At 67.5% G+C, this 17,247-nt stretch carries 15 protein-coding genes and 1 pseudogene; 10 read left to right on the plus strand and 6 right to left on the minus strand.

What is annotated here, in order from left to right; all coding sequences use genetic code 11:
• Positions 1-15 precede the first annotated feature (15 nt).
• From AC5RW2_RS24730 to AC5RW2_RS24745, 4 genes are all read left to right on the plus strand, one after another.
• Positions 16-5,004 carry an Lhr family helicase gene (locus tag AC5RW2_RS24730; RefSeq protein WP_493963853.1) on the plus strand — a complete coding sequence of 1,663 codons (4,989 nt, stop codon included), beginning with the start codon at positions 16-18 and terminating at the stop codon, positions 5,002-5,004.
• Positions 4,997-5,800, plus strand: coding sequence for an Fpg/Nei family DNA glycosylase (locus AC5RW2_RS24735; protein WP_493963854.1), 804 nt, complete (start codon positions 4,997-4,999; stop codon positions 5,798-5,800). Before AC5RW2_RS24730 ends, AC5RW2_RS24735 begins: the two co-directional genes overlap by 8 nt.
• Positions 5,801-6,145: 345 nt before the next feature.
• Entirely contained in the window at positions 6,146-8,098 is a 1,953-nt protein-coding gene (locus AC5RW2_RS24740; RefSeq protein ID WP_493963855.1) for a DUF6541 family protein, read from the plus strand.
• Between the two features lie 82 nt (positions 8,099-8,180).
• The gene (locus AC5RW2_RS24745) at positions 8,181-9,200 is read left to right on the plus strand and encodes an RluA family pseudouridine synthase (RefSeq protein ID WP_493963945.1); all 1,020 of its coding nucleotides are present in this window, start codon (positions 8,181-8,183) and stop codon (positions 9,198-9,200) included.
• Here the strand turns inward: AC5RW2_RS24745 and AC5RW2_RS24750 are convergent.
• The gene (locus AC5RW2_RS24750; RefSeq protein WP_493963856.1) at positions 9,197-9,670 is read right to left on the minus strand and encodes a DUF4383 domain-containing protein; all 474 of its coding nucleotides are present in this window, start codon (positions 9,668-9,670) and stop codon (positions 9,197-9,199) included. The two genes, AC5RW2_RS24745 and AC5RW2_RS24750, sit on opposite strands and share 4 nt — an antisense overlap.
• A gap of 424 nt (positions 9,671-10,094) precedes the next feature.
• On the opposite strand from AC5RW2_RS24750, the gene AC5RW2_RS24755 reads away from it, so the two are divergent.
• Positions 10,095-10,601: a DUF2231 domain-containing protein gene (locus tag AC5RW2_RS24755; protein WP_493963857.1), complete on the plus strand. Its 507-nt coding sequence runs from the start codon at positions 10,095-10,097 to the stop codon at positions 10,599-10,601.
• Positions 10,602-11,579, plus strand: coding sequence for an SDR family NAD(P)-dependent oxidoreductase (locus AC5RW2_RS24760; RefSeq protein ID WP_493963858.1), 978 nt, complete (start codon positions 10,602-10,604; stop codon positions 11,577-11,579).
• Positions 11,580-11,595: 16 nt separating this feature from the next.
• Here the strand turns inward: AC5RW2_RS24760 and AC5RW2_RS24765 are convergent, their stop codons facing one another.
• Positions 11,596-11,949 (minus strand): hypothetical protein, encoded by a 354-nt coding sequence (locus tag AC5RW2_RS24765; RefSeq protein ID WP_493963859.1) that lies wholly within the window; start codon positions 11,947-11,949, stop codon positions 11,596-11,598.
• A 252-nt stretch (positions 11,950-12,201) separates the two neighbouring features.
• Between AC5RW2_RS24765 and AC5RW2_RS24770 the strand changes: the two are divergent.
• Positions 12,202-13,082, plus strand: a pseudogene (locus AC5RW2_RS24770) (manganese catalase).
• Positions 13,083-13,141: 59 nt separating this feature from the next.
• Positions 13,142-13,885: an MBL fold metallo-hydrolase gene (locus AC5RW2_RS24775; RefSeq protein ID WP_493963860.1), complete on the plus strand. Its 744-nt coding sequence runs from the start codon at positions 13,142-13,144 to the stop codon at positions 13,883-13,885.
• Positions 13,886-13,899: 14 nt separating this feature from the next.
• Here AC5RW2_RS24775 and AC5RW2_RS24780 read toward each other — a convergent pair whose 3' ends face one another.
• Positions 13,900-14,418 carry an O-acetyl-ADP-ribose deacetylase gene (locus tag AC5RW2_RS24780; protein ID WP_493963861.1) on the minus strand — a complete coding sequence of 173 codons (519 nt, stop codon included), beginning with the start codon at positions 14,416-14,418 and terminating at the stop codon, positions 13,900-13,902.
• Between the two features lie 46 nt (positions 14,419-14,464).
• Between AC5RW2_RS24780 and AC5RW2_RS24785 the strand changes: the two genes are divergently transcribed.
• Positions 14,465-15,112, plus strand: coding sequence for a DedA family protein (locus AC5RW2_RS24785; RefSeq protein ID WP_493963862.1), 648 nt, complete (start codon positions 14,465-14,467; stop codon positions 15,110-15,112).
• Positions 15,109-15,996 (plus strand): TspO-related membrane protein, encoded by an 888-nt coding sequence (locus tag AC5RW2_RS24790; RefSeq protein WP_493963863.1) that lies wholly within the window; start codon positions 15,109-15,111, stop codon positions 15,994-15,996. Before AC5RW2_RS24785 ends, AC5RW2_RS24790 begins: the two co-directional genes overlap by 4 nt.
• A gap of 146 nt (positions 15,997-16,142) precedes the next feature.
• Here AC5RW2_RS24790 and AC5RW2_RS24795 read toward each other — a convergent pair whose 3' ends face one another.
• The 3 genes from AC5RW2_RS24795 to AC5RW2_RS24805 all read right to left on the minus strand — a co-directional run bounded on the left by AC5RW2_RS24795 (position 16,143) and on the right by AC5RW2_RS24805 (position 17,197).
• The gene (locus tag AC5RW2_RS24795) at positions 16,143-16,451 is read right to left on the minus strand and encodes a hypothetical protein (RefSeq protein ID WP_493963864.1); all 309 of its coding nucleotides are present in this window, start codon (positions 16,449-16,451) and stop codon (positions 16,143-16,145) included.
• Between the two features lie 75 nt (positions 16,452-16,526).
• Complete coding sequence (locus AC5RW2_RS24800; RefSeq protein WP_493963865.1) at positions 16,527-16,844, minus strand: DMT family transporter; 318 nt, start codon at positions 16,842-16,844, stop codon at positions 16,527-16,529.
• Positions 16,844-17,197 (minus strand): DMT family transporter, encoded by a 354-nt coding sequence (locus AC5RW2_RS24805; RefSeq protein WP_493963866.1) that lies wholly within the window; start codon positions 17,195-17,197, stop codon positions 16,844-16,846. Before AC5RW2_RS24805 ends, AC5RW2_RS24800 begins: the two co-directional genes overlap by 1 nt.
• Positions 17,198-17,247: the final 50 nt, after the last annotated feature.

A 17,247-nucleotide genomic window follows, 5' to 3' on the forward strand; every position in this document is an offset into this window, starting at 1 on the left:
GCTCAAACCATCGGTATGACGACGTCTGTGCTCGAACGCTTCAGTCCGGCCACCCGCGAGTGGTTCGCCGGCGCTTTCAGCGCGCCCACCCCCGCGCAGACCGGTGCCTGGGACGCCATCTCCGCCGGTTCCCACGCCTTGGTGGTGGCGCCCACCGGTTCCGGTAAGACGTTGGCCGCCTTCCTCTGGGCACTGGACACCTTCATTGCCGCTGCGGACGCCGAGCCGGCGCTTCCGCTTGATCTGCCGGAGCCGGCGCCCAAGCGGGGACGGAGCCAGAAGGAATCCCGCGGCACCCGTGTGCTCTACATTTCCCCGCTGAAGGCACTGGGCGTGGACGTGGAGCGGAACCTGCGGGCGCCGCTTATCGGTATCACGCAAACCGCCAAACGGCTGGATCTGCCCGCCCCGTCCATCACTGTTGGCGTTCGTTCCGGAGACACTCCGGCCAATGAGCGCCGCCGGCTGCTCACGCATCCGCCGGACATCCTGATCACCACCCCCGAATCGCTGTTCCTGATGCTGACGTCCAAGGCCAGGGAGACCCTCGCCTCGGTGGACACCGTGATCATTGATGAAGTGCACGCCGTGGCCGGGACCAAACGTGGCGCCCACCTGGCGGTCACGCTGGAACGGCTGGACGCAGTGCTGCAGCGGCCGGCACAGCGGATCGGCCTCTCCGCCACGGTCGAACCGCTGGATACCGTTGCCCGGTTCCTCGGCGGCAACGCACCGGTGGAGATTGTTGCGCCGCCCGCCAAGAAGTCGTGGGACCTGACGGTCACCGTCCCGGTGGAGGACATGACGGCGTTGGCCTCGCCCAGTCAGGAAGAACTGGGTCCGGGCGCGCAGCCAGCATCTATCTGGCCGCACGTCGAAGAGAAGATCGTCGACCTGATCGCCGAGAACCAGTCCACCATCGTCTTCGCCAATTCCCGCCGGCTGGCCGAACGGCTCACCGCCCGGTTCAACGAAATCTGGAGCGAACGCCAGTCCCTGTCTGTAGCCGACGACGGCGTCTGGGACCCTGCACCCGGCCAGAGCCCTGAGTCCGGCCAGGGCCCGGGGTCCGGTGGCGGTGGTGCCCCCGGCACCGTCTCCGGTACCGGCGCTGGTACCACCACCCAGACCGCACCGCCGGCCCAGATCATGGCGCAGGCCGGGTCGATGTCCGGCGCGGATACTGTGCTGGCGCGCGCCCACCACGGCTCGGTTAGCAAGGAGGCCCGCGCCGAGATCGAAGACGACCTCAAGTCCGGCCGGCTGCGCTGCGTGGTGGCCACCTCCAGCCTGGAGCTGGGTATCGACATGGGCGCCGTGGACCTGGTGGTGCAGGTGGAATCACCCCAGTCGGTGGCAAGCGGCCTGCAGCGGGTGGGCCGCGCCGGGCACCAAGTCGGCGAAACTTCCCAGGGCGTGCTGTTCCCCAAACACCGGCAGGACCTGGTCAACACCACCGTCACAGTGGAACGGATGCTCGCCGGCCGGATCGAGCCGCTGTTCATCCCGACCAACCCGCTGGACATCCTCGCCCAGCAGACCGTGGCGGCTACGGCGCTCGGTGCCGTCGATGTGGAGGAATGGTTCGACGTCGTACGCAAGTCCGCGCCCTTCGCCACGCTTCCGCGCTCCGCCTACGAGGCCACCCTGGACCTGCTGGCCGGGCGCTACCCCAGCGACGAGTTCGCCGAGCTGCGGCCTCGCATTGTCTGGGACCGGCTGGCAGGGACCATCACCGGCCGCCCTGGCGCGCAGCGGTTGGCCGTGACCTCCGGCGGAACCATCCCGGACCGCGGGCTGTTCGGCGTCTACCTGGTGGGGTCCGAGGACGAGAAGAACCGCGGCGGCCGGCGGGTCGGCGAGCTGGACGAGGAGATGGTTTACGAGTCCCGCGTCGGCGACGTCTTCGCGCTGGGCGCGACCAGCTGGCGGATCGAGGACATCACCTACGACCGCGTGCTGGTCTCGCCGGCCTTCGGGCAGCCGGGCAAGCTGCCGTTCTGGAAGGGTGATTCGCTGGGCCGGCCGGTGGAACTCGGGCGCGCGCTGGGCCGCTTTGTCCGGGAACTCTCCGGTGCCGCGGAGGAACCGGCACGCGAGCGGCTGGCCGGCGCCGGGCTGGACGACTGGGCCGCGGGGAACCTGTTGGCCTACCTGGCCGAACAGCAACAAGCCACCAACGACGTTCCCAACGACCGCACTCTGGTGGTGGAGCGGTTCCACGACGAGCTCGGCGACTGGCGGGTGGTGCTGCACAGCCCGTTCGGCATGCCGGTCCACGCCCCCTGGGCGCTGGCCGTCGGCGCACGGCTGCATCAGCGCTACGGCCTGGACGGGTCCGCGATGGCCGCCGACGACGGCATTGTGCTGCGGGTGCCGATGATGGAGGACGAACCGCCCGGCGCCGAATTGTTCCTCTTCGACGCCGAGGAACTGGACCAAATAGTCACCGCGGAGGTGGGCGGTTCGGCGCTGTTCGCCTCCCGCTTCCGCGAATGCGCCGCCCGCGCGCTGCTGCTGCCCCGGCAGAACCCGGGCAAGCGCAGCCCGCTCTGGCAGCAGCGCCAGCGCTCCGCCCAGCTGCTGGATGTGGCGCGCAAGTATCCGACGTTCCCGATCATCTTGGAGACGGTGCGCGAGTGCCTGCAGGACGTCTACGACCTGCCAGCACTCAAGGACATTGCCGCAGGCATCGAACGCCGCGAGCTCCGTTTGGTGGAGACCACCACGCAGCAGCCCTCGCCGTTCGCGCGGTCGCTGCTCTTCGGCTACGTGGCGAGTTTCCTGTACGAGGGCGATTCCCCGTTGGCCGAACGCAGGGCCGCCGCGCTCTCCCTGGATCCGGGCCTGCTCAACGACCTGCTGGGCCGCGCCGAACTGCGGGAACTGTTGGACGAGGGCATCATCGCCCAGACCGAGCGGGAACTGCAGCGGCTCACCGAGGACCGCAAGGTCAAGGGCGCCGAAGGCATCGCGGACCTGCTGCGCCTGCTGGGACCGCTCACGACGGCGGAGATCGCCGCCCGCGTCCAGCCTCCGGTGGTCGACAAAGCGAGCGCCAGCGAGCGCGCGGAGACCGGGTCTCTACTCGGCGCTGGCGCGCCTCCTTCGACCACCGGGGATGGCAACCCTGTGGACGGGTCTCTACCCGTCCCCGGCGTGCCTCCTTCGACCACCGCGGTCGAGCCGTTGATCGCCGAACTGGCCAAAGCCAACCGCGTCCTGAAGGTGGGCGTCGCCGGCGTCGAGCGCTGGGCGGCAGTGGAAGACGCCGCCCGTCTCCGCGACGCCCTCGGGGTCCCGCTGCCGGTAGGCGTGCCGCTGGCTTTCATCGAGCCGGTGGCCGACCCGCTGGGCGACCTGGTCAGCCGCTACGCCCGCACCCATGGTCCCTTCACCGCCGCCGAGTGCGCCCGCCGGCTGGGGCTGGGCCCCGCCGTCGTGCTTACCGCGTTGCAGCGCCTGCTCAAGGACCGCCGCGTGGTGGAAGGCGAGTTCCGGCCCGGCGGCGCGCCGGACGCTAACGACGGCGACGGCTCGGTCAGCGGCGAGCGTACAGCGGCTGGCACAGCGGACCAGCGCCAGACCGAGTGGTGCGACGTCGAAGTGCTGCGCAAGATCCGCCGCCGGTCGCTGGCCGCCCTGCGCAAGGAAGTCGAACCGGTCGACCCCGCTACCTACGGCCGGTTCCTCCCGGCCTGGCAGAACGTCGGGGCCAAGCTGCGGGGACTGGACGGCGTCGCCACGGTGGTGGACCAGCTCTCCGGAGTCCCCATCCCGGCGTCGGCATGGGAACCGCTCATCCTCGCGTCGCGCGTGTCCGACTACGCGCCGGCCATGCTGGACGAGCTGACCGCAACGGGAGAAATCCTGATCGCCGGCGCGGGCTCGATGCCCGGCAACGACGGCTGGATCAGCCTGCATCTGGCCGACACCGCGCCGCTGACGCTGAATCCACAGTCCGATTTCGAGCCCAGCGTCCTGCAATACGAACTGCTGGGCGCGCTCTCCGGCGCCGGCGGCTACGGCGGCGCCTACTTCTTCCGCCAACTCTCCGATGTGCTGACGGCCAACGGCACCCAGCCGGGGGACGATGCCGTCGTCAGCGCCCTGTGGGACTTGCTCTGGGCCGGCCGGATCACCAACGACACCTTCGCCCCGGTGCGTACGCTGCTGGCCGGCGGCACCACGGCCCACAGGCAGCGCAACGCGCCGCCGCGGGCACGGTCGGCACGGCTGGGAAGGATCGGACGCATGCACGGACTGAGCGGGGCGGGCCTGCGCCCGGGCGCCGGGGCGGACGCTGGATCCGGCGCCGGCCGGCCGCGGACCGCGCCGCCGAACGCCGCCGGCCGGTGGTCGCTGCTGCCGGCCCCGGAAGCCGACCCCACCATACGGGCACACGCCACCGCCGAACTGCTGCTGGACCGCTACGGGGTGGTCACGCGCGGCTCGGTTGCCGCCGAATCGGTGCCCGGCGGCTTCGGGCTGATGTACAAGGTACTGGGCAAGCTGGAGGAGACCGGCCGCTGCCGCCGCGGGTACTTCATTGAACATCTTGGCGCGGCCCAGTTCGCCGTCTCCCCCACGGTGGACCGGCTGCGTTCCTTCAGCCGCGACGCGCAGCTGGGCGAGCAGGCGCCGTCGGCCGTGGCGTTGGCCGCGACCGATCCAGCCAATCCCTACGGTGCGGCCCTGGCCTGGCCGGCGCAGGAGTCGGGACACCGGCCGGGCCGCAAGGCGGGCGCTCTGGTGGTGTTGGTGGACGGCGAGCTGGCACTGTATTCCGAACGCGGCGGCAAGACGCTGCTGGCCTTCACCGAGGACGAGGAGTCGCTGGCCTTGTGCGGCCGGGCCTTGGTGCAGGTGATCCGGCGCGGCGCCGCGGACAAGATGGCGGTGGAGAAGGTCAACGGCGGCCCCATTCTGGACACCCCGCTGGCCCGTGCGCTGATGGATGCCGGCTTCTACTCCACGCCGCGGGGACTGAGGTTCCGTGCCTGAAGGGGACACCATTTGGCGTGCCGCCCGGCGCCTGCACGCAGCGCTGGCCGGGCAGGAGCTCACCGGCAGCGACTTCCGGGTGCCCCGCTATGCCACACTGGACCTGTCCGGGCAGACAGTGGACGAAGTCCGGTCCCGCGGCAAGCACCTGCTGATGCGGATCGGCGCACTGACCGTGCACTCCCATCTGGGCATGGACGGCAGCTGGCAGGTCTACCAGCCCGGCGAGCGCTGGCGGAAACCCGCTTTCCAAGTTCGCCTCATCCTTTCGACCAGCACGACGACGGCGGTCGGCTTCGCGCTGGCGGCGCTGGATGTGGTGCCGCGGGCGGACGAGGACAACCTGGTGGGGCATCTCGGCCCGGACCTGCTCGGGCCGGACTGGGACGCCGATGAAGCCCTGCGTCGGCTGCGCCAGGAGCCTGACCGGCCGATCGGGCTGGCCCTGCTGGACCAACGCAATCTGGCCGGGATCGGCAACGTCTACCGCTGCGAGGTCTGTTTCATCGCCCGGGTGCACCCGTCCACCCCGGTGGGCCAGGTGCCGGATCTCCCGGCCATGGTGCTGAAGTCCAAGCAACTGCTGGAGGTCAACAAGGATCGCGGCAGCCGTAGCACCACCGGATCCCCCACCCGCCGCGAATCGTTCTGGGTCTACGGACGGGCCCGCCGTCCCTGCTGGCGCTGCGGCACCCCAATAGCCCACGACCTCCAAGGCAATACCGACGCCGACCAGCGCGACGTCTACTTCTGCCCGCACTGCCAGCCGCTGCCGCCCGGTCTCGCGGCGGCATAATCCACAGGCGTGCGTGCGTCGTGACCCGCGCGCCGGCCCTGGCCCTCCCGCCGCCCAAGTCAGGGGCTGCCGCCCAGATCACCGGCAGGCTTCGAGATCACCGGATAGCGTCGAGATCCGAGGTTGCGGGGGGAGTATCTCGGCGCGTTCCCCGGCCCCCTTGATCTGCTCCTGCCCGCAAAACCCCGCTCACCTCTTGATCTGCTCCCGCCGCGCGAAACCCCGCTCAGATCCCTTGTTTTGCTCCGGCTGTGAAACCTCGCTCACACCCCCTTCCCGCCTGTCCTGGCGGCGGCCGGGCAGTACGAACCGTAATATGGAGACGACGAGAGACGAAGGGGGCCCATGAGCTGGCTGCAGACGATTCCGGCCATGCTGGTGGCCATCGTCCTCGTCTTCGGACCCGGCCTGCTGTGGGGCGCAGTGCTCGGCTTGCGCCGGCTGTCCTTGGTGGCACTAGCCGGCCCGTTTGGCGTCACCGCCATTGTGCTCGCCGCCGAACTTGGCCGCCTGGTCGGGCTGCGGTGGGCGTGGCCGCAACTGGTGGCCGTCACCGTGCTGGTCGCCGCGATACTCTGGCTGCTCCGCCGCAGCCTGGGCCACCGCCTGCACCGGGATCCCGAGAAGCCGAGCGTTCCGGCGCCCTGGCGGGCGGTCGCGCTGGCCTGGGCGGTGTCCGCGGTGCCGCTGGCCGCCGCCATGATCTTCATCTTCGGCGCCCCGGATAACATTGCGCAGTCGCACGACAACATCTTCCATCTCAACGCGCTGCGCTACATTTCCGACTCGGGCAACGCCTCCTCGCTGACGCTGGGCTATCTGGGCACCACGGACCGGGGCGTTTTCTACCCGGCGGGCTGGCACGACGTGGTCTCGCTGGTGATGATCACCGCCGGACTGCAGCCGGCGGCCGCCATCAACATCACCAATTTGGTGCTGATCACCGGCATCTGGAGCACCGGCTGCCTGTTCATGGTCAGCCGCATCACCGGCGAGCGCACCATGCAGCTGCTGGTCGCTGCGGTGGTCTCGCTCTCGTACAGCAGCTTCCCGTACTTGCTGCTGGAATTCGGCGTCGTCTATCCATTTATGCTCTCCATTGCGATGCTTCCGGCCGCCCTGGGCGTGGTGTTCCAGCTGCTCCGTTTGGGCGTGCACACCCGCGTGTCCACCGAAGGCAACGTGCTGTTGCTGATCGGGCTGCTGCCGGGCATGGCGCTCTCCCATCCCGCCACCATCATGGGGCTGCTGGCGCTCTCCGTGCCGCCGGTCATCGCGGCCGCCTACCCGGCACTGCGCGCCCCAGAACGACGACGGCGGCTGCGTGCCTGGGTGGGCACCGGCGCCTTTTTGGTGGTTCTGGTGGCACTGTGGATCAACCTCCGTCCCGCCCGCAGCAGCAGCGCCAACTGGGACCACATGGGCAATGCCGCGGGCGCCCTGGTCGACGTGGTGCTGAATTCGCCGCTCGACCGCCCCATCTCCATCCTGGCGACCGTCTTGACGATCGTGGGCGCCGCCGTCGTCTTCAATCTGCGCAAAAACCGCTTCGCGTTGGCCATGTACGCCGTGGGCGCCGCCCTGTACGTGATCGGCAACTGGCAGACGATGCCGGAGCTGCGCTGGTGGGTGGCCGGCATCTGGTACAACGATTTCTTCCGGATCAGCGCGATGCTTCCGGTGGCCGGGCTGCTGATTGCGTCCATCGGCGGCATCGCGCTGGCCGGAACGGCGCGCTCCTTCTTCCGCGCGTCGCTGGCCCGCCGCGAGAAGAAGCAGCCGGCATGGCTACGCCCCGCTGCCACCGGCGTGTTGGTGGTCATCAGCCTCGTTGTGGTACCGATGTTTGCGGTGCAGCGCGGCATCTCCGAGGCCGCCGCCAAGTACCGGTTCACGGACAAATCGCAGTTGCTCACCGCCGATGAACTCGCGCTGATCAAGCGGCTTCCTGACCGGGTGCCCGAAGGCGCGGTGATCGCCGGCGATCCGCTGACCGGGGCCTCGCTTGCCTACGCCTACACCGGACGCCGCGCGCTGGTCCCCTCGGGCACCACCTCCCCCAGCGTGGACGGCAAGCTCATCATGGACAAACTGGACCAGATGCGAACCGATCCGGCCGTCTGCCCGGCCGTGAAGGCGCAGAATGTGCAGTTCGTGCTGGACTTCGGCAGCCGCTCCGTCCATCCCGGCGAAAAGTCATCCGTGCCGGGCCTGCAGGAACTGACCGAGGCCAACGGTTTCGAACTGGTGGATTCCGAAGGCGACGCCAAGCTCTATCGAGTCACCGGCTGCACCTAAGTCACCGACTGCCTCTAGCGACCGGCTGCCCCTCAGCAGTGCCGGCTGCCCCGTGGCGGCCAGCGGGTACCCTTGATGGGTGATGGAATCCCCGCTCCCCGTGCGCGACGGCGTCAATGCCACCCGCTTGCGTCTGCCCGGCGAGGGCCCGTGGGAAACCGCGATGGACTACATGCTGCACCGGTGGGGCCATGTGGATCCGGACGGCATCAGGGACCGGTTCGACCGCGGCGAAATTGTGGGCGAAGGCGGCTCCGTGCTCAGCCGGACCACCCCGCTGGATGCCCACACCTTCATTTGGTACTACCGGACCTTGCCCCGCGAGAAGCGGCTGCCGGTGGAGATCAACATCCTGCACCAAGACGAACACATCCTGGTGGTGGATAAGCCCCACTTCTTGCCCACCACCCCCGGCGGTACCTACATTCAGGAGTCGGCACTGGTCCGGCTGCGCCGTCAACTGGATATCCCGGACCTGATCCCTATGCACCGGCTGGACCGCCTCACCGCCGGGGTACTGCTCTTCTCCACCAACCCCGCCACCCGCGGCCAGTACCAGGTGCTGTTTGAAAAGCGCCTGGTGCAGAAGGAATACGAGGCCATCGCGCCGGTGGACCCGCAGCTGCACTTCCCGCAGACGGTGCGGAACCGGATGGCCAAGTCCCGCACCTACCTGCTGGCCCAAGTGGTCGACGGCGAACCCAACACTGAGACCCGGATCGAACTGCTGGAACAGCGTGGCGGGATGGGCCGCTACAAGATGGAACCGCTTACCGGAAAGACGCACCAGTTGCGCGTGCATCTGGCCTCTCTGGGCATCGGGATCCTGCACGACCCCTTCTACCCAGTGTTGCTGGACCAAGCCCCCGACGACTTCGAGCGACCGCTGCAGCTGTTGGCGCGCGGCATCTCCTTCACCGACCCGATCAGCGGCGAACCGGTGGAATACCGCAGCCGGCTGGACCTGTCCGAATGGGCAGTCCGCGCCGACGGCACGATAGGAGCGGCGCCGTCTGCACCGGAGCGCCCGCCTGGCGAGGCGCGGCCTGAAGCCAGCCAGCACCCCAGAGCCAAGCAGGCGCGCGACCCGAAAACCGGCTAGGCGTGGCCTGAAAGGGTCCCCCGAAGGCCGGTGTCCCGTTTGCGGACCAGCAGCAGACCTAGGGCAATCATGACTACGCCCAGAAGGAAGTGCAGCCAATTATCGGCAGTGTTCAGGGGCACGAAGTTGGCTGCGCTCTGCTGGTCAATGAACAGCCCGTACAGCCAGATCACCAGGTAGATCACGCCTCCCCAGATCAGGTAGTTGCGGGCAGCAGGGACGCTCCGGGCCAGCACCAGTCCCGCGATGCCGAACAAGATATGGACAATGTTGTGCAGGATGGACACTTGGAAGATACCCAGCAACATGGCCTCGGACTGGTGGCCGGCGGCCATCATTTGGTCGTAGTTTGAGGTGATCCCGGGGATGAATCCCAGTATTCCTATCAGCAAGAAGACGGCGCCAAAGATCAGCGCCGTCAACTGGACAGGGGTCCTCCCGCGCGCTTGGACGCTTCGTTCAGCAGTCATGGCAATCTTCCCGTCTGGCGCCGTCGGCCAGGTGCGGCCTCTGGGCGTCGGTAGATATGGCTCTTGACACCCACAAGGATACAATAAGGCTGCTTAGGAGTTAAGAGGCCCACTCCTGAGGATGAGGTCAGCCCGAGCCAAGCGAATTGGCGGCAGCAAATGCTTCAGCGAGGGGGCACCGCGATGACGGCTAGCGGCTCCCGCCGGCCCGCAAGGTGGAACGCCAGCGTTCGGGACCAGCGGGTCCTCACCCCGAAAGCGCGCGCTGATCCGGTTAGGCAGCAACTCCACAATGGTCGCGTCAGGAACCGCCGTCATCCCAGCGACAGTGCACGCCAGCCGGGGCTCCTAGCCAGCCGCGGCACCACCGTCTACGCTAAGGCCAGTCACATGAGTCTCTGCAGGACCTTGCCGAGGAGGAGCATTGACAGACAAGGCAGCCCAACAGCGGGCCAAACACCCACGCAGCATGGTGGCCGGAACCTACGGACACCCATTCCATCCGATTCTCGTGACGGTGCCGATCGGTACGTGGATTGCCGTGGTCATTTTCGACCTGGCAGGCATCTTCACTGATGACGCTGCGACATTTGCGCGCGGCGCACTGTGGCTGACAGGTATTGGCATTATCGGCGCCCTGGTCGCAGCCGCACTGGGACTCCTCGACTATGTGCAGTTGGCCCCAGGCACACGAGTCAGGAAGACAGCCACCCTGCACATGGTGCTGAACCTAACGGTGACTGCGCTGTTCGTCATCGCTTTTTTCATCCGATTCGCGGCCGACTACGAGACGGTCAGCATTACCGCCTTCATCATCAGCCTCGTTGGCCTTGCCCTGCTCGGCGCCTCCGGATATCTCGGCGGCACGCTGGCTTATCACTATGGGGTCAGAGTGGCGGACGAACAGACCCAGAGCGAAGGGTATCGATAGATGGGGCTGCGGCGAGGCCGAGCCCACCGGAAGGTAGTGGTGATTACCGGGGCCTCAAGCGGAATCGGCAGGGCTACGGCCACGAGGCTGGCCAAGCGCGGTGCTTCCTTGGTGCTAGCTGCTCGAAGCCGTTCGAGCCTTGACGAAGTGAGAGCCGAATGTGTCCGACTCGGTGCACGCGCCATCGCAGTCCCCACTGATATCACTGAAGAGGGGGCCTCGGAAAGACTGGTTCAGGCCGCGGTAGAGGAGTTCGGGCGCCTCGATGTGTGGATCGGGGCGGCGTCGGTGTATGGCTACGGAACGTTTGAGCAAACGCCTGCTGATGTGTTCCGGAAGATGGTGGAGACCAACCTGCTGGGCGAAGCCAGCAGTATTCGCGCCGTTCTGCCACAGTTCCGCCGGCAGCGGCATGGCGTCCTGATCCTGGTCGGCTCGATCTACTCCAAGATGACCACGCCTTATGTGTCCGCCTATGTTGCCAGCAAATCAGGACTACTGGGGCTGGCGAATGTGTTGCGGCAGGAGTTGCTGGATGAGAAGGACGTGCACATCTGCACCGTGCTCCCGGCCACCATCGACACCCCGATTTTCCAGCATGCCGCCAACTACACCGGCCGCAAAGTGCGTCCGCTCCCGCCGGTGGCAAGTCCGCACCGGGTAGCCAAGGTTATTGCCCGCCTTGCGCACAAACCCCGACGACAGGTTGTGGTAGGCCGGACACAAAGACTTTTCATTCCGTTCCAGCACAGGATCCCGGGCCTCTACGACCGCTTCTCCCGGCCACTCATGAACACCGTGGCCCTTCACGGAAGCGGCGTTGCACCGACAGCAGGTACGGTATACGCTCCCGATCCGCCGTCAAACAGGGTCAACGGCGACTGGCGCTCCGCAGGCACCCGCCTCTTGGCCGGAGGTGCTTTCCTAGGGCTGACCGTAGCCGGCTGCTGGTTGGGCATGAAACGGCGGCTCCCCTAGGACCGACGCCGGCCCTTCACCGGTGCCGCGCCGACGCAGCCCACCCGGCCAGCCAAGCAAACTCCACCACGGCGTCTAGCAAATAGATCCGGCTGATCCGCCCCGGCCCGGCCGTGAAGATATCGACGGCCGCAAAAGTGGCCGCCGCCCCAATGCCCAGCCGCCGGGCGCCAGCAACACCGTCGTCGGTCATTGCGCCGCGCATCTGGGCGGAGCCCAGGGTAACCATCAGTCCGCCAACCGTCTTGACCAGCCATGGCTCCGCCTTGGGGCCGGTAATAGCTTCAAAGCTGCGGTAGTGCAGCAGCGGCCACACGCCCAGAACCACATTGAACAGTCCTTGTGCGTTGGCCAGCGTCGCGGGGCTCATCGGGCCACCTCCCGCGCTTGAGATGAACGTGAGCCCATTCTGTCGGACGCTCGAGCGGAAATCCACGGCTCGCAACCAGAAATAGCCGAGGCACTCTCATCGATGGCCTCGACCCCCAAGCGGCTTCCCTAAGGTTGCTTATTAAATTTTCCTTGCTTAGCGTGGGGTGGACCCGGCCGGGACGTGGGCTAACCCAGACCGATGAGTTGGCAATAACGACGCTGGGCCATTTTAAAGCGGAGGTCGCCGCAGATGTTCTTTCACAAGCAAGAGCTCCAATACAAAGCCGAACCGGACAAGCCGGACGCCGTCTACGCCAGAAAGCTGCAAGAGGTGTTGGGGGCCAGTACGGTGAAATCACCGTGGCCATGCAGTACAGCTTCCAGGCTTGGAACATCCACATTCCCGGCAAGTACAAGGACCTGCTCTTTGGCATCGCCGCGGAGGAATTCGGCCACGTGGAGATGCTGGCCAAGATGATCTCCCAGCTGCTGGAGAAGGCGCCGCTGGGCATCGCGGACGAAGCGGTTCAGTCCGATCCGACCATTGCCGCCGTCATCGGCGGAACCGACGTCCAGCAGGCCATCGTCGCTGGTGCGGGAGCTCGGCCAGTGGACAGCAACGGCAATCCCTGGTCAGGCGGATACGTCACCGCCAGCGGCAACCTGCTGGCGGATTTCACGTCCAACGCCAATGCTGAGATGCAGGGCCGGCTGCAGGTCGCCCGGCTTTACCATATGACAGACGACCACGGGGTCCGCGATATGCTCTCGTTCCTGCTCGCCCGGGACACCACGCACCAGAACCAGTGGATCGCGGCCGCACGGGAGCTGCAGGAGGAAGGTTCCGAGACCCTGCCCGTGCCGAGCAACTTCCCGCTGTCGAAGGAGAACCGGGACGTGGCCTACCAGTACCAGAACTTCTCCGATGGTCCTGCGGCCGCAGAAGGTTTTTGGGCCAGCGGACCTACCCCCGACGGCAAGGGTGAATTCACCTACCACGACTCCGCCACCACCAGCGCCCCGATGCCCAAGCCAACGCATCCTGACGCCCGCCTCTACGGCACCACAGAGGTTCCCAACGTGGTCGAAAAGACCGCTGGGGCAGTTCAAGACAAGCTCCGCAAGGAATAACGGCTCGCATTCCCGCGGCCGCTGCGCCGCGGGAATGGCCCCTTCCCGGAAGGCACCCAATGTTCCACCGCAACATTGCCGAAAACATCCACCGCGTCGCCCATGCGGATGTGAACCTCTACATCGTCGAAGACGGCGATCGGATCATGCTGGTCGATGCCGGCCTCCCGGCCATGTGGAAGATGACCGTGGCAGCCATCCGGGAGCTCGGCCGCTCGCCCCGGGACATCAGCGCCCTGGTGTTGACACACGCACATTTCGACCATCTGGGTTTCGCCGCCCGGGTGCAGCATGACCTCGATGTGCCGGTGTACTGCCACCCCGACGACTACTACATCGCCGCCCACCCGTACCGGTACAAGCATGAAAAAAGCCGTTTGGTCTACCCAGTCAAATACCCCCGCTGCATTCCCATTCTCGGCCGGATGACCGTAGCCGGCGCGCTCAGGGTCAAGGGGATCACGGACCTGCGGCCGCTCGACGGCGGGACGGCAGCATCGCTGCCCGGTTCACCGGTCGTCGTGCCCACTCCCGGGCACACTGCCGGCCATTGCGCCCTGCATTTCCCAGAGCGAGACACCGTCATCAGCGGCGATGCGCTGGTGACGCTCGATCCCTACACCGGCGCCCACGGGCCACACATCGTGGCTGCGGCGGCCACTGCCGACACCCGGCAAGCTCTCGACTCGCTCCAGGTTTTGGCGCAAACCAATGCCCGCATGGTGTTACCCGGCCATGGGGAGCCCTTCAGCAGCGGCATCGCTTCCGCGGTGCGGGAAGCCATCGACCGCGGGCCGTCCTGACGGCCGGAACGAGGTTAGGCGCTCAATTCGGCGTGCACCCGGCGGAAGGTCTCTGCCAGCCCGGCAGAAAACAGGACGAATTCGACCACCTGCACACCGCCGTCGTACTCCAGGACCTGACCGATCCCGCGGCGGGCGACCGTTTCCGCATCCCAGCCGTAGACGCCGGCGCCGATCGCCGGAAAGGCCATGGTCTCGGCACGCAGTCCGTCGGCTACCCGCAGCGATTCCCGGAAACATCCGGCCAGCACGTCCGGGTCCGTCTGGCCCGCGCGGCGATTGGGCCCCACCGTATGGATCACCCACTTGGCCGGCAGGAAATAGCCCTCGGTGGCGGCCGCCTGGCCGGGCGGCAGGCCGTCCGGCAACTCGGTGGCGCGCAGCCGACGGCACGCTTCAAGCAGTTGCGGCCCCGCCGCCGCGTGGATGGCGCCGTCCACTCCCCCGCCGCCCAGCAGGCTGGAGTTGGCGGCGTTCACAATGGCGTCCACCTGGCGCTGCGTGATGTCGCCTTCAAGGATGCGGATCTCCACGTTTGCCAGTCTGCCACCGCGCCGCGATTCCCGATAGATTGGGCCAATGGAGATTCCGGAGGGGCCGCTGCAGTGGGTGTACTATCCCATGACGCTGCTGCTGGTCGTCCTGGACGCCGCGATGCCGGCCGCTCCCTCGGAATTCATGGTGATCGGGGGCGGCACCCTGCTGGCCAATGGCGAACTGATCCTGCCGTTGGTGGTCCTGGCCGTGATGCTGGGCAGTTGGCTGGGCGACCTGCTGCTGTTCCTGCTCTTCCAACGCGGCATCAACACTTGGCTGAATCGCTATAGCTGGGGCCGGAGGTTCGACCGGGGCGTGACCCTGGCGCTGAGCAAAGCCGGCGAATCCTCCACCTACGCTGCGATAGTGGCGGCCCGCTTCATTCCGGGCGGCCGGACCGCGGCGGTGGCGGCCTCCGGGCTGGCGGATGTGAAGTTCAAGCCGTTCCTGCTGGCCTCGGCCGCCGGGTCGGCGCTGTGGGCCACGTGGATGATTGGATTGGGCTTCGTGGCTGGCAGGGTGTCCATGTTCCCGTTCTGGGTTAACATCCTGATCGGTACAGCCGTGGGCATTGTGGTGGGCTCGGTGATCGCCACGGTGATCGGCTTCCGGCGGCGCCGCAGCCTCCGCGGCGCGCTCACGGTCCGCGAGGCCGCCGCCACCCCTGTCCCCGAACTAGGAGCCGAGTGAAACCGGAAACCGCCGTCGCCCAGCCCGCCAGCAAAGCCGCGCAACCCATCACCGGCACCATCCGGGCCGCGCTGGCGACGGACCTGGCCCGGCAATGCGCCGTGACCGGCTCGCTGCTGCTCTGTCTGCTGGCCGGTATGCACGGCGCCGGCGTGCTGGGCGGGACCGGCATGAAGGAGGCCGCTTCCGGCGCCTTTGCCCCCGACTTCACCCTGCTGGCGCTGGAGTCGCGGGCCTTCGGCATTTGGGCCGTGATCTACCTGGGCCTGCTGGGCTACACCATCTTCCAGTGGTGGCCGGCGGACAGCGCTTCACAACGGCAGCGCCGCATCGGGTGGGCGGTGGCAGCCTCGATGCTGCTCAATGCCGCCTGGATCCTGGCCGCCCAGGCGGGCAACATCGGCCTGACCCTGATCCTGATCCTCGTGCTGGTTGCCGCGCTGGCTTGGGTGATTGACGGTCTGACGCGCTACCCATCGCCCTACCGGGTGGACGCGCTGCTGGTGGACGGGCCGTTGGGCCTTTATACCGGCTGGGTCCTGCTGGCAGCTGCCCTGAACGCCAGCAGCTGGCTGACCGTCCGCGGGATCCACTGGTTCGGTTGGAGCGGCGAGCTCTGGGCCGTCATCGCGGTGGCCGTCGTGTCGCTGGCCGGGGCGGTGGTGGCCATGACCGGCCGCGGCCGGATTTCTGCCGTACTGGCTCTGGCCTGGGGGCTGGGCTGGTTAACCTTTGACCGCTTTTTGGGCGATCCGCAGTCCGCGCCGGTGGCGATGGCCGCCGGCTTCGGACTGTTCTTCGTGGTGGTCTGCGGCATCTCCCGGCATTTCCAGGCGGGGCATGCGGAACGCCGCGCGCTGCGGCGCGGTGAACCGCTGGACTGAGCAGCCACAGCCAACGACGGCGGCCGTCCGGTTCCGCGGGACGTCCCCCGGGTGCGCGGTGCCGCTGCCCCGGGTGCGGGGTGCCGCTGCCCTGGGTGCGGTGTGCCGCTGCCCTGGGTGCGGGGTGCCGTTGCCCGGGCGAGGGGTCAGCCGACCGGTCCCCATTTGCCGCGGGAGCGCCGCAGCACCGCGAGCTTGGCTGTGGTGGCTACCTCTTCAACGGCATGCCGCATGTTGGCCCCGGCCTGCAGCGCCTGGCGGTTTTCCGCCGCGTAAGCGTTGGCATCAACGGTGAAGCGAACTGTGATTCGCGGGATGCCGGCGACCACGTCCAACTGGTTGGCCTCCACGATGTGCGCGGACCCGACGGCCGCCACTGCAGCCTCCATCACCGCCTCAGGCTGGTTGCCGGGCCGCAGGCCGGTGATGTTCAACTGGGCGCGGAAAGACGGCATCCCTCAACTCTAGCCGCGCCCCCGCCGCCTGGTTCAGCAGGCCGGCACGGCACCCTACGGCTGCCGTTCGGAGGGTCAGGATGAACCGAGTTGGATCAGCAGCACGCCTGCCCCAATGAGCACGATGCCGGCCGCCATCAGCTTGGTCAGCGGTTCGTCGAAGAGGAACTTGCCGATCAGCGCGGTCAGGGCCACCCCGCAGGCAGTCCACATTCCGTAGGCCATCCCCAGCCCGAGCCCTTCACGCAGCGCGAGCGACAGGCAGGTAAAGGCGATGAAGTAGCCGGCCACCACGGCCACGAGCCAGCTTTTGCGTCCGTCGATGCTGGCCCGCAGCGAGAGGGTCGCCGCCACTTCAACAACGATCGCGATGCCCAGGAAGACCCATGCCATCAGGTGGATGCCTGCTCGACGATACCGGCGGCGGCCCGGTGCGCGCCCCATTGCACCAGCAGCACCCCGGCAACGGCCAGCGCCATGCCCGCCACCATGACGGTGGTGAGCGGTTCGTGGAAGAGGACAGCCGCCAGGGCGGCCGTCAGGGCAACACCCAGCGCACCCCAGATCCCGTAGGCCACGCCCACCGGCACTCCCGCGCGCAGCACGGCAGCGAGGAAGGCAAACGACATCGCATAGCCAACGACGACCACAGCGTACAGAGCCGGGGTTTCCATCGCTGCCTTCAACGACAGCGACGCTGCCACCTCACACATGATCGCCCCGGCGAGGAGCAGCCACTTCTTCATCTATCGACCTCCCCCACCAGCAGATCAGGTTTCCCGCCCCATTGCACACT

Source organism: Arthrobacter sp. B0316-1-20 (assembly GCF_059091865.1).